The sequence below is a fragment of the Neobacillus sp. FSL H8-0543 genome (assembly GCF_038592905.1).
Classification (GTDB): domain Bacteria; phylum Bacillota; class Bacilli; order Bacillales; family Cytobacillaceae; genus Neobacillus.
Map to the genome: position 1 here is coordinate 2,233,799 of NZ_CP151943.1, position 17,294 is coordinate 2,251,092.

Here is a 17,294-nt window from a genome sequence, read left to right on the forward strand (position 1 = left end):
TATCTCTCCATTATCGTAAATTTTTTAAAAGAAAAAGGGGAACCAATTCCCCTTTTATTTAAGCATATATTGATTAAACAGTTGGTACTGCGTTTTCTTCTTCAACTAGTCCAAGTTTCACTGCGTAAGCTTCGATCGCTTTTTCGAAACATGCTAGTGGCGCTTTAACTGTACCAGCACCAACTTGGCCTACTCCTGCTTCTTTGTGTGCAATTCCAGTGTTGATAGTTGGTTCAATTCCCGTTTCAACAACCTTTCTTGCGTCAATTCCTAGGCAAGAGCCTTGGAAATCCCAAGTTGGAATAGAGAAGTTAGGGTTGTTGTCGATACAGATTTCCATCATTTCATTGCTTGTTTTAAGAGCGTCATCAAATCCGCCAGCGCCAACGAAACGTGTAACACCTGGAGCAGCGATCATAGCCATACCACCAACACCGAATGTTTCAGTGATTGCACTATCACCCATATCAGGGCAAGCCATATCTTGAGTGTAGCCAGTAAAGAATAGACCTTGTGGAGTATTAACTGGTGCAGTAAACCACTGATCTCCCATACCAGCAATACGAATACCGAATTCGTAACCGTTACGGCTCATTGCTGTTACAACTGTACCATGCTGAATTGTTCTAGCGGTATCCATGATTGCTTTGCTTGTTGCCATCGCAATATTTAAGAAGAACTGATCGGTATCAGCCAAGAATTGAATTACCTCTTGTTTATCATTTTCAGATGCATCTGTTTTTAAAATAAATGGTACGATTTCTTTTAAGAAAATTAGCGAACCAGCAATGTTACGTTGGTGGAACTCATCACCCATTGTAATTGCTTTTGCAATCATAACATTGATGTTTAAGCCATCGCCTTTTACTTTAAGTGCTTTAGCAATGACAGGTCCTAATACATCTCTAAACCATGCAAGGCGGTTTGTTACTTCCTCAGAAAAAGCACCGAAACGAAGTACTTTACCAATACCTTCATTCATTGTGCAGTATGCTTGGTTTCCGCCGTCACGGTTTTCGACAACAAGAACTGGCATATTTGCAGACGTGATTCCGCCCATTGGACCAACAGCATTAACATGGTGACATGGAATGAATTCTACTTCACCATTGCGTAGCATAGCTGATGCTGCATCTGCATCTGTAGCCCAGCCTTCAAAAAGTGCTGCACCAACAGCCGCACCTTGCATTGGACCAGTCATTTGATCCCATTTAATTGGCGGACCTGCATGTAATAATACTTTGCCGTTTAGTTCAGAGATTACTGATTTCGCTGGAACAACATCTGTTAGGAAAGGAGCTCCTGCTACAATTTTATCGATTACTGCTCTGTTTGCTTCGTCAATTGTTTTATATGAACCGTACATTATGAATTCCTCCTGTGTTTTCGATCTTAAAAATTATCTACTGTAACTTGTCTGTTGATTGGAGCTCCAGGCACTTCGCTTTCCGCGGGCTCACCGGTGAGCCTCCTCGGCGCTATCGCGCCTGTGGGGTCTCACCCAGCTCGTAATCCCGCAGGAGTCTCGTGCCTTCCGCTTCAATCAACGATAAGTTTTCACATCAAAATTGTACCTAACTATTAGTGCAGCACACTCAAAACTTTGCGCATTCTTTCGTTGCCGCCTGCTATTGGACGCCAGTCGTATTGGACTACAGCTCCGCCGTTTTCTGTTAGTGCTGTTGTGAATTTCTTTAGGCCTACGTTGATTACGTTTGGCTTTTCGTTTAATAAACGTTGGATTGCAGGTGAAACTGTGAATGTTGCAGCTTCAGTTGCTGATGCTGCTGGCATTACTTCTTTATCTGCTTCGTTGATTTCGATACCGATCATTGCAAGTGCAGTGCGGATGGCTTGGTTGTTACTGTCGCGCAGGATTACTCCAGCGTTAGCCAATTTTTCACGTTGATCTTGGTAGTTCTGCGGATCTTGTTCTGTTCCACAAACCGTTCCAACGAAGTAAATATTCTTGCCGTTTTCGTTTGCTTGTTTCTGAATCTTAACGATTGCAGGAATTAACTCACTTGCCATATCTTCGTGTGAACCATAACCAAGAACGACATCAAAAAGAATAATTGCAGTGGTTTCATCTTGGGCTGCTTTTTCAAAATACTTGACTCTTGTTTCCGGGTCGATCATTGGATGCGGCTTGCCTTGTGTGTAGATATCATCGCCAAGGTCAGCAACTTCATAGCCGTTTGTTTTTAACAAGTAGCCTTCTTCAGTGGATTTGCTCTTTTCAAGACCAAGACCTCTGCTGAATAGGAAAGCTGCCTCATATCCAAGTGTACCACCAGAATAAAGACCTTTGATTGTTGTTTGTTCTGGTTTCAAATCAACTGCAGGTACTGCAGTGGTTAAAACATTATAGTTCGCTTGGATTGGGTTTCCTTTAGAAAGGTCTAAAGCAATCCTTGCTGTTTCTTCTAGTGTGTGTGCATAGTGCATATTTCCTTCATGGTTACGCGGTGCTTCACCAAGGAAAATCGCTACAACTGGTTTTGAAATACTTTGAAGTAATTGAACAACTTCATCACGCACTTCTTTTGCAGGTGGCTTAGAAATAACCGTAATTACTTCTGTTGCTTCATGCTGCGCTAAGCCCTTGATAGCATCCATCATTGTAATCGCACCGATTTTATCAGACAAGTCACGTCCGCCTGTACCGATTGCGTGGCTTACACCACCGCCTAGGCGATCAATGATTGTTGTCACTTCCTGAATTCCTGTTCCTGAAGCCCCAACGATACCAATATTTCCTTCTTTAACAACGTTCATGAAGGCAATTGGTACACCTGCTAAAATTCCCGTACCACAGTCAGGACCCATAACAAGAAGACCTTTTTCATGAGCCTTTTCTTTTAGACGGCGTTCGTCTTCAATTTTCATATTGTCACTAAAGATAAACGCATGTAAGCCATTATCCAGTGCCTTTTCCGCTTCTTCTGCTGCGTATTGACCAGCTGTAGAGATAACAGCTAAATTAGCATTTGGGGCAACCTTCATTGCTCTTGACCATGTGCGAACCGTTTCAAATTCCTGCTTGCTATTGCTGATTGATTGGTTCTTTAGGTAATTATCTATTTCTTCAAGTAATGTTTCGATGATTTCCTCAGAATCTGTATCGACAACGATAACCATATCGTTAGCCGCAGCCCCTTCAAGTTCTTCTGTGTAAAGACCTGAGCTACGGAAAATATCTTTATTGGCTGGAGTTCCCATCATAACCTGGACTTTGTTTACACCGTCCATTGTTGAGATTTTATTAGTTAAAAGCATCAGGTTTACTGAATCCTGATATGAGTTTGCTTGAATGATCGTTTTAAGCATTATCTGTACACCTCTTTTACGATTTTCCCAACATTTCAAATAGAGGGAATTGTGTAAATATTTTTTGAACATAGTAAAAAGGTGGCTACCAAGAGCAGACCACCCTTTAAGTTTTTACTAATGATTATTTAGCGAAAGGGCTTTTATTGTCATAGGCATTGTTGTGAACAACATCGGAAATTAAATACTCATAGATATCATCTACAATTTCAATTCCGTTTTCTTCATAACTCTGTTCTCGTTCTGCACTTCTTTGTCCAGGGTATGATACCTGTTTAAAGCCTGGAGCTGGCTTGATATTGTTAAGGTCGGTCATTGTTTGCGCAATGCCTTCTTTAAATGTTTCTAATCCAGCAAAAAACTCAGGGTTAATTACGATATGAAGCTGACCAAGGTTGCGATATTCTGTCAGGTCATGGTACATGGATGATACTTTGGCTCCAAATGGAAGTCCTAATAAGATTCCAGAAAGCACATCGACCATCATCATCAATCCATAGCCCTTTGGACCAGCAATTGGTAGCAAGGCCTGTACCTTAAATGGATCTGTTGTTGGCTCTCCGTTGCTGTCAACAGCCCATGTATCCGGTATTGGTTCATTTTTTGATCTGGCATGAAGGACTTTTCCCCAAGCTTGAACCGTGGTAGCCATATCAAACGTGATATGCTTCCCGTCCTTCCCAGGTGCTGCGAAAGCGATTGGGTTTGTTCCGTAATATGGCTCCGCTCCGCCAAATGGAACAACCATCGGATCGGATTGGCATACAGAAATTCCAACCAAATTCTCATTTGCAGCTTGTTGAACAAAATAGGAAAGGGCGCCGCTATGGCCAATACGTCTCACACCGACAACAGCAATTCCATTTTCTTTAGCCATTTCGATGGCTTCATCCATTGCAAGCTTTGCAGCGACATGTCCTACACCATTATCGCCATCAAAAATCGCTGTACAAGGACCTGTTTTTTCAAATGTGAAATTGGGATTGTTGTTGAGTCCGCCCTTTGCTATTCTTTCTGCATAATATTCCACTCTCATCGCACCGTGGGAATGTACTCCTCTGGCATCTGCGTGTACGAGTACATCCGCTACGCCCTGTGCATGATCTTCTGTTAGTCCTGCCTTATGAAGCTTTGCTGCCATGAGATCTTTCAGTTTTTCCTTGGATACTCTCATTTCACATCTCACTCCTGATTTTCATATCGATTACTTAGCAAATGCACCCTTGTGATCATATTGATTATTGTGGATTGTATCTGATTTTAAATATTCGACGATATCATTAACGATTTCAATGCCGTTTTTCATATATTCTTCGACAACGATGTCCATGTTTTGACCTGGAGCAAAAACCTTAGAAAAACCTGGAGCTGGTTTGATATTGTTCAATTCCTGCATCGAAGTAGAGATATCTTGCTTAAAGCCCATTAATCCTGTAAAAAATGCTGGGTTAATGACAATATGGAGCTGACCTAATTTTCTATATTCTGTTAGATCCTCATACATAGAAGAAACCTTGTTTCCAAACGGCAATCCGAGAAGCACTCCAGATAATACATCCACCATCATTCCCAAACCATAGCCCTTAGGTCCAGCTATCGGCAATAAGGCATTTACATTAAAAGGATCTGTTGTCGGTTCACCATTCTTATCCACTGCCCAAGTATCAGGAATCGATTCGTTCTTTGATCTTGCATGGAGAATTTTGCCCCATGCCTGAACTGTCGTAGCCATGTCCAAACTAATCATTTTGCCATCTTTACCTGGTGCTGCAAAAGCAATCGGGTTTGTACCGTAATAAGGCTCCGCCCCACCGAATGGAACAACCATTGGATCCGATTGGCAAACTGAAAATCCAATCACATCTGCCTTAGCTGCTTGATTTGTAAAATAAGAAATCGCGCCGCTGTGTGAAATATCTCTTACTCCAACAATCGCTACTCCATTTTCTTTTGCCATTTGGATCGCTTCATCCATTGCTAATGTTGCTGCCACATGTCCTGAGCCGCCGTCGCCGTGGAAAATGCCTGTACATGGACCTGTTTTTTCAAACTTATATTCAGGCTTCGTATTGATTCCGCCCTTGGCGATTCTTTCTGCATAATACTCTACGCGCATCGCTCCGTGGGAATGAATCCCTCTTTCGTCAGCAAACGTAAGCACATCTGCTGTTGTATCAGCATGTTCCTCTGACAGACCAGCAGCATGCAGTTTATTTTTTATCAAACTTTTTAATTCGTCTTTTTGCAATCTCATTTGTTACACCTCTTTGATGTGATTAATTATAAAGATGCATCCCGATTGCAATCTTTAGAGTAAACATATGTTAATGGCTCTCTTCCAACTGCATAGGCCGCTTGGTGTACATATGGTCCCATGAAGATGTAGTCACCTTTTTTAACTGGAATCCATTGATTATCAAGATTATACATGCCCTCACCAGAGAGTAAGTACGCTCCATGCTCTTGAACATGTGTCTCAATGAATGGATGGCTTGCTGCTGGATCAAACGATAGGATGTGGAAATTCATATCAAAATCGATATCCATCGGTAAAAGATCTTTAATATGAACATTGTGCATATCATCATAATCACGGTATTCAATTTGGTTTGCATGGCCGGAAACGACCCATGGCTTACGTCCTTCAAGCGGCTTATGCTTTTGTTTATAAAGGAATAAACGAGCATCGCTAGCTTCAAGGTTTTCTAAGTACATTTTTGTTCCAGGAGGGCAATAAACATAGCCGCTTTCTTCTAAAATAAACTCCTGTTCTCCTGCCGTTACTTTCACCTTGCCGCCAAGGATATAAACGAAGCTTTCAACATCTGGCTGACCGCAGAATCCTTCGCTGTTCTTTCCGCCTTCATGCATTGTGATAATATAATCAACAAAGCTAGCGCCAAGTTTTGGCGAACCTAGAATGGACATCGAGCAATTTTCAAAACCAGGAACAACATTATTTACAAGTCCTTCTGGTGTGATTAACGCGTATAAACCATGTTTAATGATGGAACGGCTTGAAAGCAAATCTTTTGGATAACCCATCTTGACATTCTCCTCTATTTTAAAATTTCATTTGAGTATTATTTATAAGCTAGTTCATAAAGAGCACCGATAAGGGCTTTGACGCCTTCTGCTAAATCTGTAGGCTCTGTGAATTCAGCTGGATTATGGCTGATTCCTTTTAAACTTGGTACAAATAGCATCGCGGTCGGAACAACTGGTGCAAATATTTGTGAATCATGTCCAGCACCACTGTGCATTAACTTATAGTTTAGGCCAGCTGCATTACACTGCTGCTCGATAACGTCGACAATTTCCGCATCCATTGGAACAGGATCCGCATCCATCCACATGTCGATAGATGTCTCCACATCATGCGCTTTTGAAACTTCATTAATAATGGCAGTAAGCTGTTCTGAAAAATCAACAATTGCTTGTTTATCAGTGTGACGAACATCAAGCGTGAAAATTGCTTTTCCAGGAACAACGTTGACGATATTTGGAAGAGCTTCAATTTTACCAACCGTTGCCACAAGCGGATCGCCCGCTTCTTTCGCTTTAGAAATGATTTCAAAAATCATCTGGCTAGCAGCAAAAACGGCATCTTTTCGATAGCCCATTGGTGTAGTGCCCGCATGATTCGCTTGACCATTTATTTCAACTGTAAATCTTCTTTGACCAACAATACTGTGAACGACACCAACTGATTTCTTTTCTGTTTCTAGGACGCTACCTTGTTCAATATGAATTTCAACGAAGGCTTTTAAATCCTTGCGCGGACCTTTTGTTTCATCTCTAAAATCAAAACCGGATTCCTTCATCGCTTTAACGAAAGGTATCCCTTCGAAATCCTTAATGTTTTCAACGTCCTCACGTTTTGCTAAGCCAACAATATTTTTCGAACCCCAGAAAGCATAAGGGAAACGGCTTCCCTCTTCTTCTGCCATTGATACGACTTCAACGTTGCGTAATGGCTCACCATATGTTTCTTTTAGATATTTAATAGCGAGGATTCCTGCGATAATCCCGTAAGGACCATCGTAAAGGCCGCCATTTTTTACTGAATCAACATGAGAACCTGTTAGTATGGTTTCATTACTATTTTTACCTGTGAGTGTTCCATATAAATTACCAATTTCATCAAATTGGGCTTTAAGACCGATTTCTTCCATCCAGCCTTTTAATGCATGCTGCGCTTCGACCCATTCTTTGGTATAAAGAAGGCGCGAGACACCGCCAGCCGAGTCCTTGCCAAATTGGCCAAGCCACTCCAATCTGCCGATTGTTTCTTCAGGCAATGTTTCCAGCTTTGTAACTTTATTTGTTGTTGCATCTGCCACTGTATTCATCCTTTCATCATTTACTATGAAGGTTAAATCAACTGCTAGTATTGTTTGTTTTATCGAATTTTACTATGCAAAAGCTAACCACGGACCTTTAGGTTGATTACCTTTTTTAATTTTGACTATTCATACACATAATATTGTAAGCGTTTGTCGCAGGATAGTCTTTATGCACTTCGGATAAAGTTTGTTTTGTTTTTTGTATGATATGTACAAAATATTGGAATATATTTTGTTGTACAATTCTTTTATGTACCTATTACGGAAAGAGTGGTTGAATATCATGGAAAAAATTACAGTTGATTACAAAAGCGGCAATAATTTTACATTAAAAGGCGACCTCTATCCTGCTACGGAAAAGTCGAGTCCTGTTATTGTTTATATTCACGGCGGTGGTCTTTTTTGGGGATCTAGGGAGGACTTGAAAAATGAACAGCTTTCCTTTTATCATCAGGCTGGTTATACCGTTTTCTCGATTGATTATCGTTTAGCCCCTGAATCCAAACTCGCTGATATTAGCGAAGATATCGCGTCTGCTCTGGATTGGGTTGAAAACGAAGGCAGCAAACTCTACGATTATGACCCTGGAAAAATTGCAGTGATTGGCGGATCAGCCGGTGCCTACCTCGCCTTGTTATCTGGAACATTTAAGAAAAAGCCGCAAGCGATTGTTTCTTTTTATGGATATGGAGATATTTCCGGTGCTTGGGCGACAAAACCTAGCCCGCACTACACACAAATGAAAAGCGTCCCTAAGGAATTGGCGCAAAGCCTTGTTGGTGACAAAATCGTTTCTGTCGGTCCAATTGGTAAACGCTATGCGCTCTATATGTATGCTAGGCAGCAGGGGTGCTGGAGTAAGGACATTAGCGGTCTCCATCCGATTTGGGACAAGCAGCAGCTTCTCTCCTTCTGCCCGCTTAAACATGTCGATGAAAGTTTTCCGCCGACCTTGCTGCTGCACGGGACAGAAGATGAGGATGTCCCTTATCAGCAATCTGTTCTAATGGCCGAGAAGCTGGCTAGTGCCGGTGTGCCAAGCAAGCTGATCACCATTCCAGAAGGAAAGCATGTGTTTGATGAGGACTGGGACAAGCCCGTTGTTCGAGAGGCCTTTGGAGAGGTTATTAGGTTTTTGGGAGAGCATCTATAAATGTGGTCAGTGAATAATTCGGCAGACAGAATGATGATTTTGGCAGATAGACCAACGAAAAAAGCAGATAGAGCCATCAATTCGACAGATAAGAGAAACTTCGGAAGACCTAAGTGATCAATGTTCAAAGATTGTAGCTTATTATAATGCAGTAAATTACAAATAAAGGAAATTACGACCCCGAAGTAAGGTAACTTAGGTCCTAAACTCGGGTCAGTGATCTAATCCGCAGATAGAATGATGATTTAGGCAGATAGACCAACGAAAAAAGCAGATAGAGCCATCAATTCGGCAGATAAGAGAAACTTCGGAAGACACAAGTCCAAAGTATTTAAGGATTGTAGCTTATTATTACGTGGTAAATTACAAATAAAGGAAATTGACACCCCGAAGTAAGGTAACTTAGGTCCTGAACCGGGGTCAGTGATCAAATCCGCAGATAGACTGATGATCTTGGCAGATAGACCAGCTAAAAAGGCAGATAGAGCCATCAATTCGGCAGATAAGAGATACTTCGGAAGACACAAGTCCAAAGTATTAAAGGATTGTAGCTTATTATTACGTGGTAAATTCGGCAGATTAGGGATACTTAAGAGGGCTAAAGAGAACAACTCTTTAGCCCTTTACAGCTCTAATACCAATCAACATCCCAAGTAGCGTATCCACTCCAGATGTATGGCCGATATTTTTCATCTCCTCCAGCGCGGTTAAAAACTCAATACCCCGCGGTTGGTCGAGGGCCGCACACATATTAAGCAGTGACAGATGGAATTTTCCTTCTGTTGCATAATGTAAGTATTCGAAGGCGACATCTGTTGTCCTTTTGCGTCCAAATTCCAGCAGATAACTCTGGAGTTTTTTTAAGTAAGAAGCCTTTGGTCCCTCTAGCATTGAAAGAATCGCGCACACTCCTGTTAAACAATCATCCCCGCTAGGCGTCAATCCAAGACCTCTTCCAATCCAATAATTAAAGACAGATTCCGCGTCCACCGCTTCATCAGCGCGGATAAGCTGTATGAGCTTGCTTATTTCAGTTATTATCGGTACGTCGTTTTCCGCTGCTGTAGACGAATCAATTAAATAATCGATCATTTCCTTTTGATCACCAAAGCCCGTTTTCCAGTCCTCGTGAAGCAGCTGTTCGCTTAAGTAGAGAAAGTTATCCTCCAAAGCAGGAAAATTAACTCCCCTCACAGGTAACGAATGGTTTGTCATATTCGTCGGCTTTACATCGAGTGAGATACCCATTGTAAAACGGAGTGTCTGTGACAACGTATTCCAGTGCACCTGTTGTTCCCTTTGCACAAGCAGCGTTAGTTTTGCTGCTTCTGTTTGCTTTAAACCGATCCCGAATGGGGCTAAGCCCATTTCCAGTCCACCAACGTGGATAAGATTCCCGCCAAAAACCAGGTTGAAGCTGCTGGTAAAAACACTATGAACGGTGCCGCTAGGATGGGCTTCAAGGATTTGATAAATATCGGCACTTGCAGCAAGAGCTAACCATTCCTGCTGCGGATTGTAATGAACCATTTCCCTCACTCCAACTCCGATAGTATAACACCTGAACCGAAGGTGTAGGTTAATACTATCATTCCCTTTTTATTAAACTTTCCTATCTTCTTAAAATAAAGTCTAGTGTTATCAATCACGACAGTCATTGTTTAAAACGACCAAAACGAGCGTTGATTTTTGGTTGTTTTCAACGTATGATATCAATTAGAGATTTTGTTTTACATTCAGGACCAAACTTTTATATAAGAGGTAAAACATGAAAATAATCAAGGATTTATTCATTTTAGAAGGTATGAAGGATGCAGTCGTCCTAGCAGGGCACCGGGGTCTAACCCGGAATGTAACCGCCGTTAATATCTCAGATACACCTGACGTTATTCAATATTTAAATAAAGATCATCTGCTCTTAACCACAGGCTATGCATTTAAAGATGATGCACAGCAGCTATGTGAGTTGATAAGACAAATGCATGATTTGAATTGTGCTGGGATTGTAATCAAAATCAGTCGGTTTTTAAAGGAATTGCCAGCCGAGGTAAAATTGCTTGCCGATGATCTTGCGTTTCCGATTCTCGATCTGCCGACAACACATACGCTCGGTGAAGTTTCTCGACATATTTTAAATTATTTAAACGATGATAAAGCCCAGCAGCTTTATTATGCTTTGCATGTGCAAAAGGAATTTTCCCAGATGATGATTAAAGGCTATAGCTTAGGTTCACTTGTTGAACAATTGGGCCACTTTTTATCGCGGCCAACGATTTTATTAAATCATCGGGGCGAAAAAATTGCCCAAAGCCATGATTTTCATAAAGATTCATTGAAACGTATCGAAAAAGAGATTATCGATGAGATCAAGCAGGATTTGGCCTTGGCACGAGCGGGAAATACTTTTCCTATCCCCTCAAGCGATGAAAACCAGTCCGTCACGACCTTCCCTGTGCAAACCAAACGACAGTATGACAGCATGCTGGTGATTATTGATTCGCTCACCCTTCCCTATCCATCCTCACAGATGGCCATCGAACAAGCATGCAATGTTCTATCGTTTACGATTATCAAAGAACAAGCGATTGAAGAGAATTCACGCTTATTGAAAAATAACTTTTTTGCCGACTTAATTGAACGGAGAATCAATTCCGATGAAGAAATTTTAAGTCGTGGAAATTATTATGGTTTGAAAGAGGAATTGGATACGATTTGTATTGTTTGTACCATTGATCCAAAAGGGATGAATTATTCTACACTCCAGCTCCACGAAAAAATGGTAGGTGAAATACACAATAGTATTTATGACCAGCTCGAGGATGAAATTGTAGATAATCATTTGAATGCTACCCTATTTACAAAGGAAAAATACTTTGTGATGATGCTCCAATTTCCTGATTATGGCGAGGCAGAGCAAATGATTATCAATCAATTTGTTCAAGAGACACAAGAGATCTTACAAGGTGATTTTTCGATTTCATTCGGTGTCAGTAATCCCGTTCATTTCTTAAAGGATCTCCCCACCGCATATCAAGAAGCGGTTGAGGCAATCATGAACTCCTATGACCTTCAAATGTATGGGACGATTAATTATTACAAAGCGAGAGAACTGGAAGAATTGCTGCAGATGATCCCTGCAAAGGATTTAAAAGCCCTTTATGAAAATACCTTAAAGACCCTGGCCTTTCCGAAGACAAAGGAAGATCAAGAATTAGTAAAGACGATTCAAGTCTATCTTGATAACCAATGTGAAATTACCGAGGCCTCTCGGAAATTGTTTATCCATCGGAATACGGTCAAATATCGGATCGAAAAAACAGAAGCGATTCTTAACTGTTCGTTCCGTGACCCAGCCGATTCCTTACGTATACGCGTGGCTCTCGCCATCGGTACGATTCTTGAAAAGCATGAAAAATCCCAAAACCTCGAATAGTGGTTTTGGGATTTTTTGTTGTTAATATTGGTTGTTGATTTGCGCTCCAGGCACTTCGCTTTCCGCGGGCGTGCCGGGGAGCCTCCTCGGCGCTGAAGCGCCTGTGGGGTCTCCCCAGCCCCGTACTCCCGCAGTAGTCTTCGTGCCTTCCGCTCCAATCAACATGGTTCCAAATTAACAATAACCTTTATTTTATACATCTACTTCTTGTGTTTATTCAACAATTTCGTCGTTTTCAAATACTACGTTTCCATTTACTATCGTTGTTTTCACTTTTCCTGTGAAGGTTTTTCCGATATATGGTGAGTGCTTGTGACGGTAAAGCAAATCTTCTTGCTTCAGTTCGAAGCTTTCGTTCAGGTTAACGATCGTCAAATCAGCATCATAGTCAGCTGCAATCGTTCCTTTGTTTGCAAGACCAAATATTTTTGCAGGATTTGTTGCTGTTAGTTCAACAATTTTTTCTAATGGGACATTACGTTTTGAATAACCCTCTGTCAATAAAACGTTGAGCGTGGATTGAGCGCCAGAAATTCCGCCCCAACCTTCAAAGTAGTTGTCTGTGATCACTTTCATTGATGCAGGTGCTGGTGAATGGTCAGAGGCAAGCATGTTAATCTCACCATTGGCCACAGCAGCCCATAGCTCATCCACTTCATCCTGGTCTCTCAATGGCGGGCAGCATTTTGCAATCGCACCCTTTTCTTCTAGATCCTTAACCGTTAACGCTAAATAATGCGCACAGGTCTCACAGGTTACATCGACGCCTCTTGCCTGCGCTTCTTTAATTACCTCAACCACTTTGCGGCTACTTACATGGACAATATGGAGTTTACAGCCAGTAGCTTCAGCATAAGAAATAATTCTTCTAACTGCTTCAATTTCAGAAATAACCGGTCTTGATTCAACAAAATCACGAGCGGTTGTTTTTCCTTGCGCGATTTTTTCCTGTGCCAGCTGGTCGCAAATAACCGTGCTTTCCGCGTGAACCGCTAACAATGAGCCTAATGAGGCGATTTCCTTCATCCCTTTAAAAAGAGTTTCGTCATCCGCATTATCAAAGTCAGCAATACCGCTTGGCGACATAAACGCCTTAAAGCCGATCACGCCATTTTCATGTAAACCTTTTAGGTCAGCAATGTTTTGTGGAACCAATCCACCCCAATATCTAGGATTCACAATAGATTTTTCATCGCCAAGTGCACTTTTCAACGCTAAATTTTCTTTGTTGATCGTTGGAGGTGTACTGTTCAAGGGCATATCAAAGAAAGTTGTGACTCCGCCGGCAGCTAAGCTTCTGCTTCCTGTCTGGATGCCTTCCCATTCTGTTCTGCCTGGCTCATTAAAATGAACATGTGTGTCGATTAATCCTGGTAGGATATGCTGAGCTGTTGCATCGATTACTTTTGTTGCTGTTCCTTCAAGTGAAGTTCCTACAGAGATAATTTTTCCGTCCTTGATAGCGATATCTCCTTGGATGCTTGATTCAGCGGTTACGATTGTTCCGTTTTTTATAAGTAAGTCATAATTTGTCATGATAATTTCCCCCTGCCTTCGTAAAAAGTATCCTGTTGATTGGAGCTCCAGCCACTTTGCTTTCCGCGGGTTCGCCGGTGAGCCTCCTCGGAGCTACGCTCCTGTGGGGTCTCACCGTGCTCATAATCCCGCAGGAGTCTCGTGCCTTCCGCTCCAATCAACAGGGGTAATAACTTTGTAGAAATGGACTCATCCGTGAAGATTTCTCTTTCACGGATGTCTATATTATTTACTTACTAGCAGATAATAGTTTTCCTTTTGGTGTTCCTACGATGCCTTGGTTTAGGTCGAATACGATGTTTCCGCGTAGGATGGTTTTTGTTACACGGCAGTCGATTTTTCTGCCTTCGTAGGCACTGTGTTTATTTTTATAATATAAATCTTCACGTTTTACTGTGTATGATTGGTTCGGGTCAACTAATATAATATCGGCATCCTTGGAAACAGCAATTTCCCCTTTATTTGGAAGGTTGAAACGTGCTGCTGGGTTGGTTGCGATTAAATCAACGAATTTATTAACGGCTAATCCGCGTTGCTTAACAGCTAAATCAAACATTAAATCCACGTTATTCTGTGCTCCGCTAATTCCGCCCCATGCTTCGAAAAGATTTCCTTGCTTCAAATCCTCTGTACATGGTGAGTGGTCGGAAGTAAGCCAATTAATATTTCCGTTCATAAGCTCGTCCCATAATTTTGCCTGGTCCTTTGCTTTGCGAAGCGGCGGCTGACATTTTGCCTTCACACCAATTTGCTCAACATCCTCAGCCGTCATGGAGAAATAATGCGGACATGATTCAACCGTAACATCCACACCCTCTTGCTGTGCTTTTAGGATCACTTGAACGGCTTCTGAAGTACTAATATGAACAATATGCAATTTACAGCCTGTCTCTTTTGCAAAAAGAATCGCGCGTTGCACGGCATCTACTTCTGTAAAAATCGGACGTGAATCAACATAATCCATTGCCGTTGTTTTGCCCTCGCGCACAAATTCAACAGCAAGCTTAGACGTAACAGATGGATTTTCCGCATGAATACAAAGGATTTGATCCAGCTCGGCTAGTTTCTGCATGCCTTTATATAAAGTATAATCATCCACATTTGTGAAATCGCCAGGAACATCACTTGTTATATCAGACATGAAGCATTTAAAGGCAAGAACTCCTGCATCCGCTAATTCCTCCAGCTTGTCAAGGTTCTCAGGAACAAGTCCACCATAAAAACCGTAGTCGACATAGTTTTGGTTAACTGCTGCTTCTAGTTTAAGGTTTAGGTTGTCACGGTTAATGGTTGCAGGCAGTGCGTTAAGCGGCATTTCCACATAACTTGTCGTACCGCCGGCAGCAAGCGCCATCGATCCCGTTTCAAAGCCTTCCCATTCCGCACGTCCAGGCTCGCTAATATGTACATGTGTATCAATCATTCCAGGCATAACATATTGACCGGCTGCATCGATAACTTCGGTTGCATCCTCGGTAATTTCCTCCGCGATACAAGAAATTTTTTCATTTTTAATTCCGATATCAAGTTGACGAACGCCGTCACGCAATACAACATTTCCGCCTTTAATAATTAAATCGTATTTCATTTGAGTTTCCCCCTAATAAATTTTTATAAACACGCAAGAAGTCGCATTCTTCAAATGAAAAATGCGACTTCTTTAAAAAGGAACTGATTATTTTTAAGAAATTGCATTAAGTTCAGGTATACAATTACTTCTCGAAAATTGTACCTTTTTTAAATGCTGAATCTTTAAATGCATACTTTGTAATTAGGAAGTAAGCGATACCTGCGACAACAAAACCGATAATCCAAGCTAAATCAACTACTACGAATGCAGCACATGCACCGATAAGCAAGGCAAGCATTGCGGCTGGATTAAAGCCGGCAAATGAACCGTTTTCCTCATATAAAGCTGCAACATTTATTTTTTGCTTTCTTAAGATATAATATTCAACTAACAAAATTGAAACAATTGGTCCTAAGAATGCAGAGTAGATTAGAATGAATAATCCTAGACCTTCTGATGAAGAATCCTGTACAAGCACCCATGGGAATGAGACTAAAGCTAACAATCCAACGATGGTAACAGCAGGCTTGTACTTTAACTTTGTTAGTAAAGTTACAACATAAGTTGGAGCGATAATGTTCGCAACCATGTTTACAGCAATAACACCCATTACGATAAATGCAGATACAAACACTGTAATAAATGAGTTATCTACTACGATAGCAAAGGCTTTAACAGGGTTAGAGATACCTGTTGCAGAAGCAAGCATTGCACCGATTGTTAGAACGAAGCCATAAGCGATTAAAATCGGGAAGAAATACAAGGCCCCGCGTTTTGCATTGCTCATACCCGGCTTTAGCTCTCTTGAATAGTCAGCAGCGCTTAAGAAGATCGCAGCATAGTTACCCATAAACACCATGATGAATCCGAAGAACGGTAAGCCCCATGAACCTTTTTGAGCAACCCAGTTATCAGCAATCACACCGCTATAGTCTTTTAACAAAATAACAAACACATAGATAAGTCCTAACAAGACAACAATTGATATAAGTGATTCTACCCATTTAATTGCATGGAAACCGTACCAAGAAAGAACAATTTGAACTAACTGAAGTACGACGAAACAAATGGCAATATTATCAAAAGAACCGCCAGTAGCAATTTTCATAATTTCATTTAAGGCCGTACCACCAATCCAACTTTGGAAACCGTACCAAACGATAGCCGGAATACCGCGTAAAAGTGAGGATATGATTGAGCCTTTCGCACCGAAGGACATTCTAAGCTGAACAACATACGGGATACCCGTTCTGTAACCCACTCGGTCGTTTAATGAAAACACAGTTGAAATAATACCAATTGCGATAATGGCAGCAGCAAAGGTTTGCCAGATGTTTAACGTTGCAAGTCCTGCAACAATTAAACTCGCTCCGAGCGTCATATTACCTAAGTTAACGCCATCACCGATCCACATAAACGCATATTCGATCGGACCAACTGTTCTTTCACTGCTTTTTCTCGGATACAATGATTCGTCTACATTTGAACCATGTGGAATATGCGTATCCTCTGTATCATAACCTTCTATATTTAAAGCCATTTCACCCATCCCCTTTTTCAATGTATATCTTAATGGTAAAATTTAAGTTCTTCTCTATTAACTTCTCTAATTGAAGCTCCCCTATTCAGAGAAATAAAACCATACTATTACTTAAATTTTCCTCCTTCATGAAATTTTCAGTGGAAAACGTTTTCAATTACTAATAAAAGTATACAATTTTGTCACAATTGAGTCGTTAGGGCTAATAAACAAAATAAAAAAAGTTGCTTGTCCATCCTGAACAACCAATTTCGTCTGTTTGTTTACTATGAACAAGCGGTTGTTCATTTTACCCATGATTATTATAGTAGTAAAATGTATAATAATGACTAAAGTGGGATTTATTATGAAAAATTGATAAAATGAGAGCAAAAAAAAAGAGGAAG

12 protein-coding genes are annotated in these 17,294 nt (G+C 41.1%); 2 read left to right on the top strand and 10 right to left on the bottom strand.

Going from position 1 to position 17,294, the window contains the following annotated elements:
• Window positions 1-73 precede the first annotated feature (73 nt).
• The 6 genes from NSS81_RS10975 to allC form a co-directional block, all read right to left on the bottom strand.
• Complete coding sequence (locus NSS81_RS10975) at window positions 74-1,366, bottom strand: DUF1116 domain-containing protein (RefSeq protein WP_342433534.1); 1,293 nt, start codon at window positions 1,364-1,366, stop codon at window positions 74-76.
• Between the two features lie 215 nt (window positions 1,367-1,581).
• Complete coding sequence (fdrA, locus tag NSS81_RS10980) at window positions 1,582-3,330, bottom strand: acyl-CoA synthetase FdrA (protein WP_342433535.1); 1,749 nt, start codon at window positions 3,328-3,330, stop codon at window positions 1,582-1,584.
• 124 nt (window positions 3,331-3,454) lie between these two features.
• Window positions 3,455-4,504, bottom strand: a complete 1,050-nt coding sequence (allD, locus tag NSS81_RS10985) for an ureidoglycolate dehydrogenase (protein WP_342433536.1) — start codon at window positions 4,502-4,504, stop codon at window positions 3,455-3,457.
• A gap of 30 nt (window positions 4,505-4,534) precedes the next feature.
• Window positions 4,535-5,584 carry an ureidoglycolate dehydrogenase gene (allD, locus tag NSS81_RS10990; RefSeq protein WP_342433537.1) on the bottom strand — a complete coding sequence of 350 codons (1,050 nt, stop codon included), beginning with the start codon at window positions 5,582-5,584 and terminating at the stop codon, window positions 4,535-4,537.
• A gap of 26 nt (window positions 5,585-5,610) precedes the next feature.
• Window positions 5,611-6,375 carry a (S)-ureidoglycine aminohydrolase gene (gene allE, locus NSS81_RS10995; protein ID WP_342433538.1) on the bottom strand — a complete coding sequence of 255 codons (765 nt, stop codon included), beginning with the start codon at window positions 6,373-6,375 and terminating at the stop codon, window positions 5,611-5,613.
• Window positions 6,376-6,413: 38 nt separating this feature from the next.
• On the bottom strand, window positions 6,414-7,682 hold the full coding sequence (gene allC, locus NSS81_RS11000; RefSeq protein ID WP_342433539.1) for an allantoate deiminase: 1,269 nt from the start codon (window positions 7,680-7,682) through the stop codon (window positions 6,414-6,416).
• Between the two features lie 277 nt (window positions 7,683-7,959).
• Here allC and NSS81_RS11005 point away from each other — a divergent pair, with 277 nt between their 5' ends.
• Complete coding sequence (locus NSS81_RS11005) at window positions 7,960-8,829, top strand: alpha/beta hydrolase (RefSeq protein WP_342433540.1); 870 nt, start codon at window positions 7,960-7,962, stop codon at window positions 8,827-8,829.
• A gap of 615 nt (window positions 8,830-9,444) precedes the next feature.
• Here NSS81_RS11005 and NSS81_RS11010 read toward each other — a convergent pair.
• A complete protein-coding gene (locus NSS81_RS11010; protein ID WP_342433541.1) occupies window positions 9,445-10,359 on the bottom strand; it encodes a DUF2877 domain-containing protein in 915 nt (304 codons plus the stop codon).
• 238 nt (window positions 10,360-10,597) lie between these two features.
• Between NSS81_RS11010 and NSS81_RS11015 the strand changes: the two genes are divergently transcribed.
• Window positions 10,598-12,262, top strand: a complete 1,665-nt coding sequence (locus NSS81_RS11015) for a PucR family transcriptional regulator ligand-binding domain-containing protein (RefSeq protein ID WP_342433542.1) — start codon at window positions 10,598-10,600, stop codon at window positions 12,260-12,262.
• Between the two features lie 213 nt (window positions 12,263-12,475).
• Here NSS81_RS11015 and NSS81_RS11020 read toward each other — a convergent pair whose 3' ends face one another.
• The 3 genes from NSS81_RS11020 to NSS81_RS11030 all read right to left on the bottom strand — a co-directional run bounded on the left by NSS81_RS11020 (window position 12,476) and on the right by NSS81_RS11030 (window position 16,908).
• Entirely contained in the window at window positions 12,476-13,798 is a 1,323-nt protein-coding gene (locus tag NSS81_RS11020; protein WP_342433543.1) for an allantoinase, read from the bottom strand.
• 229 nt (window positions 13,799-14,027) lie between these two features.
• Window positions 14,028-15,386 (bottom strand): allantoinase AllB, encoded by a 1,359-nt coding sequence (allB, locus tag NSS81_RS11025; protein WP_342433544.1) that lies wholly within the window; start codon window positions 15,384-15,386, stop codon window positions 14,028-14,030.
• A 124-nt stretch (window positions 15,387-15,510) separates the two neighbouring features.
• On the bottom strand, window positions 15,511-16,908 hold the full coding sequence (locus tag NSS81_RS11030; protein ID WP_342433545.1) for an NCS1 family transporter: 1,398 nt from the start codon (window positions 16,906-16,908) through the stop codon (window positions 15,511-15,513).
• Window positions 16,909-17,294: the final 386 nt, after the last annotated feature.

What these genes read in the sequence shown, in the direction of transcription:
- NSS81_RS10975 (WP_342433534.1), bottom strand. Translation starts at nt 1,366, where the DNA reads ATGTACGGTTCATATAAAACAATTGACGAAGCAAACAGAGCAGTAATC.
- fdrA (WP_342433535.1), bottom strand. Translation starts at nt 3,330, where the DNA reads ATGCTTAAAACGATCATTCAAGCAAACTCATATCAGGATTCAGTAAAC.
- allD (WP_342433536.1), bottom strand. Translation starts at nt 4,504, where the DNA reads ATGAGAGTATCCAAGGAAAAACTGAAAGATCTCATGGCAGCAAAGCTT.
- allD (WP_342433537.1), bottom strand. Translation starts at nt 5,584, where the DNA reads ATGAGATTGCAAAAAGACGAATTAAAAAGTTTGATAAAAAATAAACTG.
- allE (WP_342433538.1), bottom strand. Translation starts at nt 6,375, where the DNA reads ATGGGTTATCCAAAAGATTTGCTTTCAAGCCGTTCCATCATTAAACAT.
- allC (WP_342433539.1), bottom strand. Translation starts at nt 7,682, where the DNA reads ATGAATACAGTGGCAGATGCAACAACAAATAAAGTTACAAAGCTGGAA.
- NSS81_RS11005 (WP_342433540.1), top strand. Translation starts at nt 7,960, where the DNA reads ATGGAAAAAATTACAGTTGATTACAAAAGCGGCAATAATTTTACATTA.
- NSS81_RS11010 (WP_342433541.1), bottom strand. Translation starts at nt 10,359, where the DNA reads ATGGTTCATTACAATCCGCAGCAGGAATGGTTAGCTCTTGCTGCAAGT.
- NSS81_RS11015 (WP_342433542.1), top strand. Translation starts at nt 10,598, where the DNA reads ATGAAAATAATCAAGGATTTATTCATTTTAGAAGGTATGAAGGATGCA.
- NSS81_RS11020 (WP_342433543.1), bottom strand. Translation starts at nt 13,798, where the DNA reads ATGACAAATTATGACTTACTTATAAAAAACGGAACAATCGTAACCGCT.
- allB (WP_342433544.1), bottom strand. Translation starts at nt 15,386, where the DNA reads ATGAAATACGATTTAATTATTAAAGGCGGAAATGTTGTATTGCGTGAC.
- NSS81_RS11030 (WP_342433545.1), bottom strand. Translation starts at nt 16,908, where the DNA reads ATGGCTTTAAATATAGAAGGTTATGATACAGAGGATACGCATATTCCA.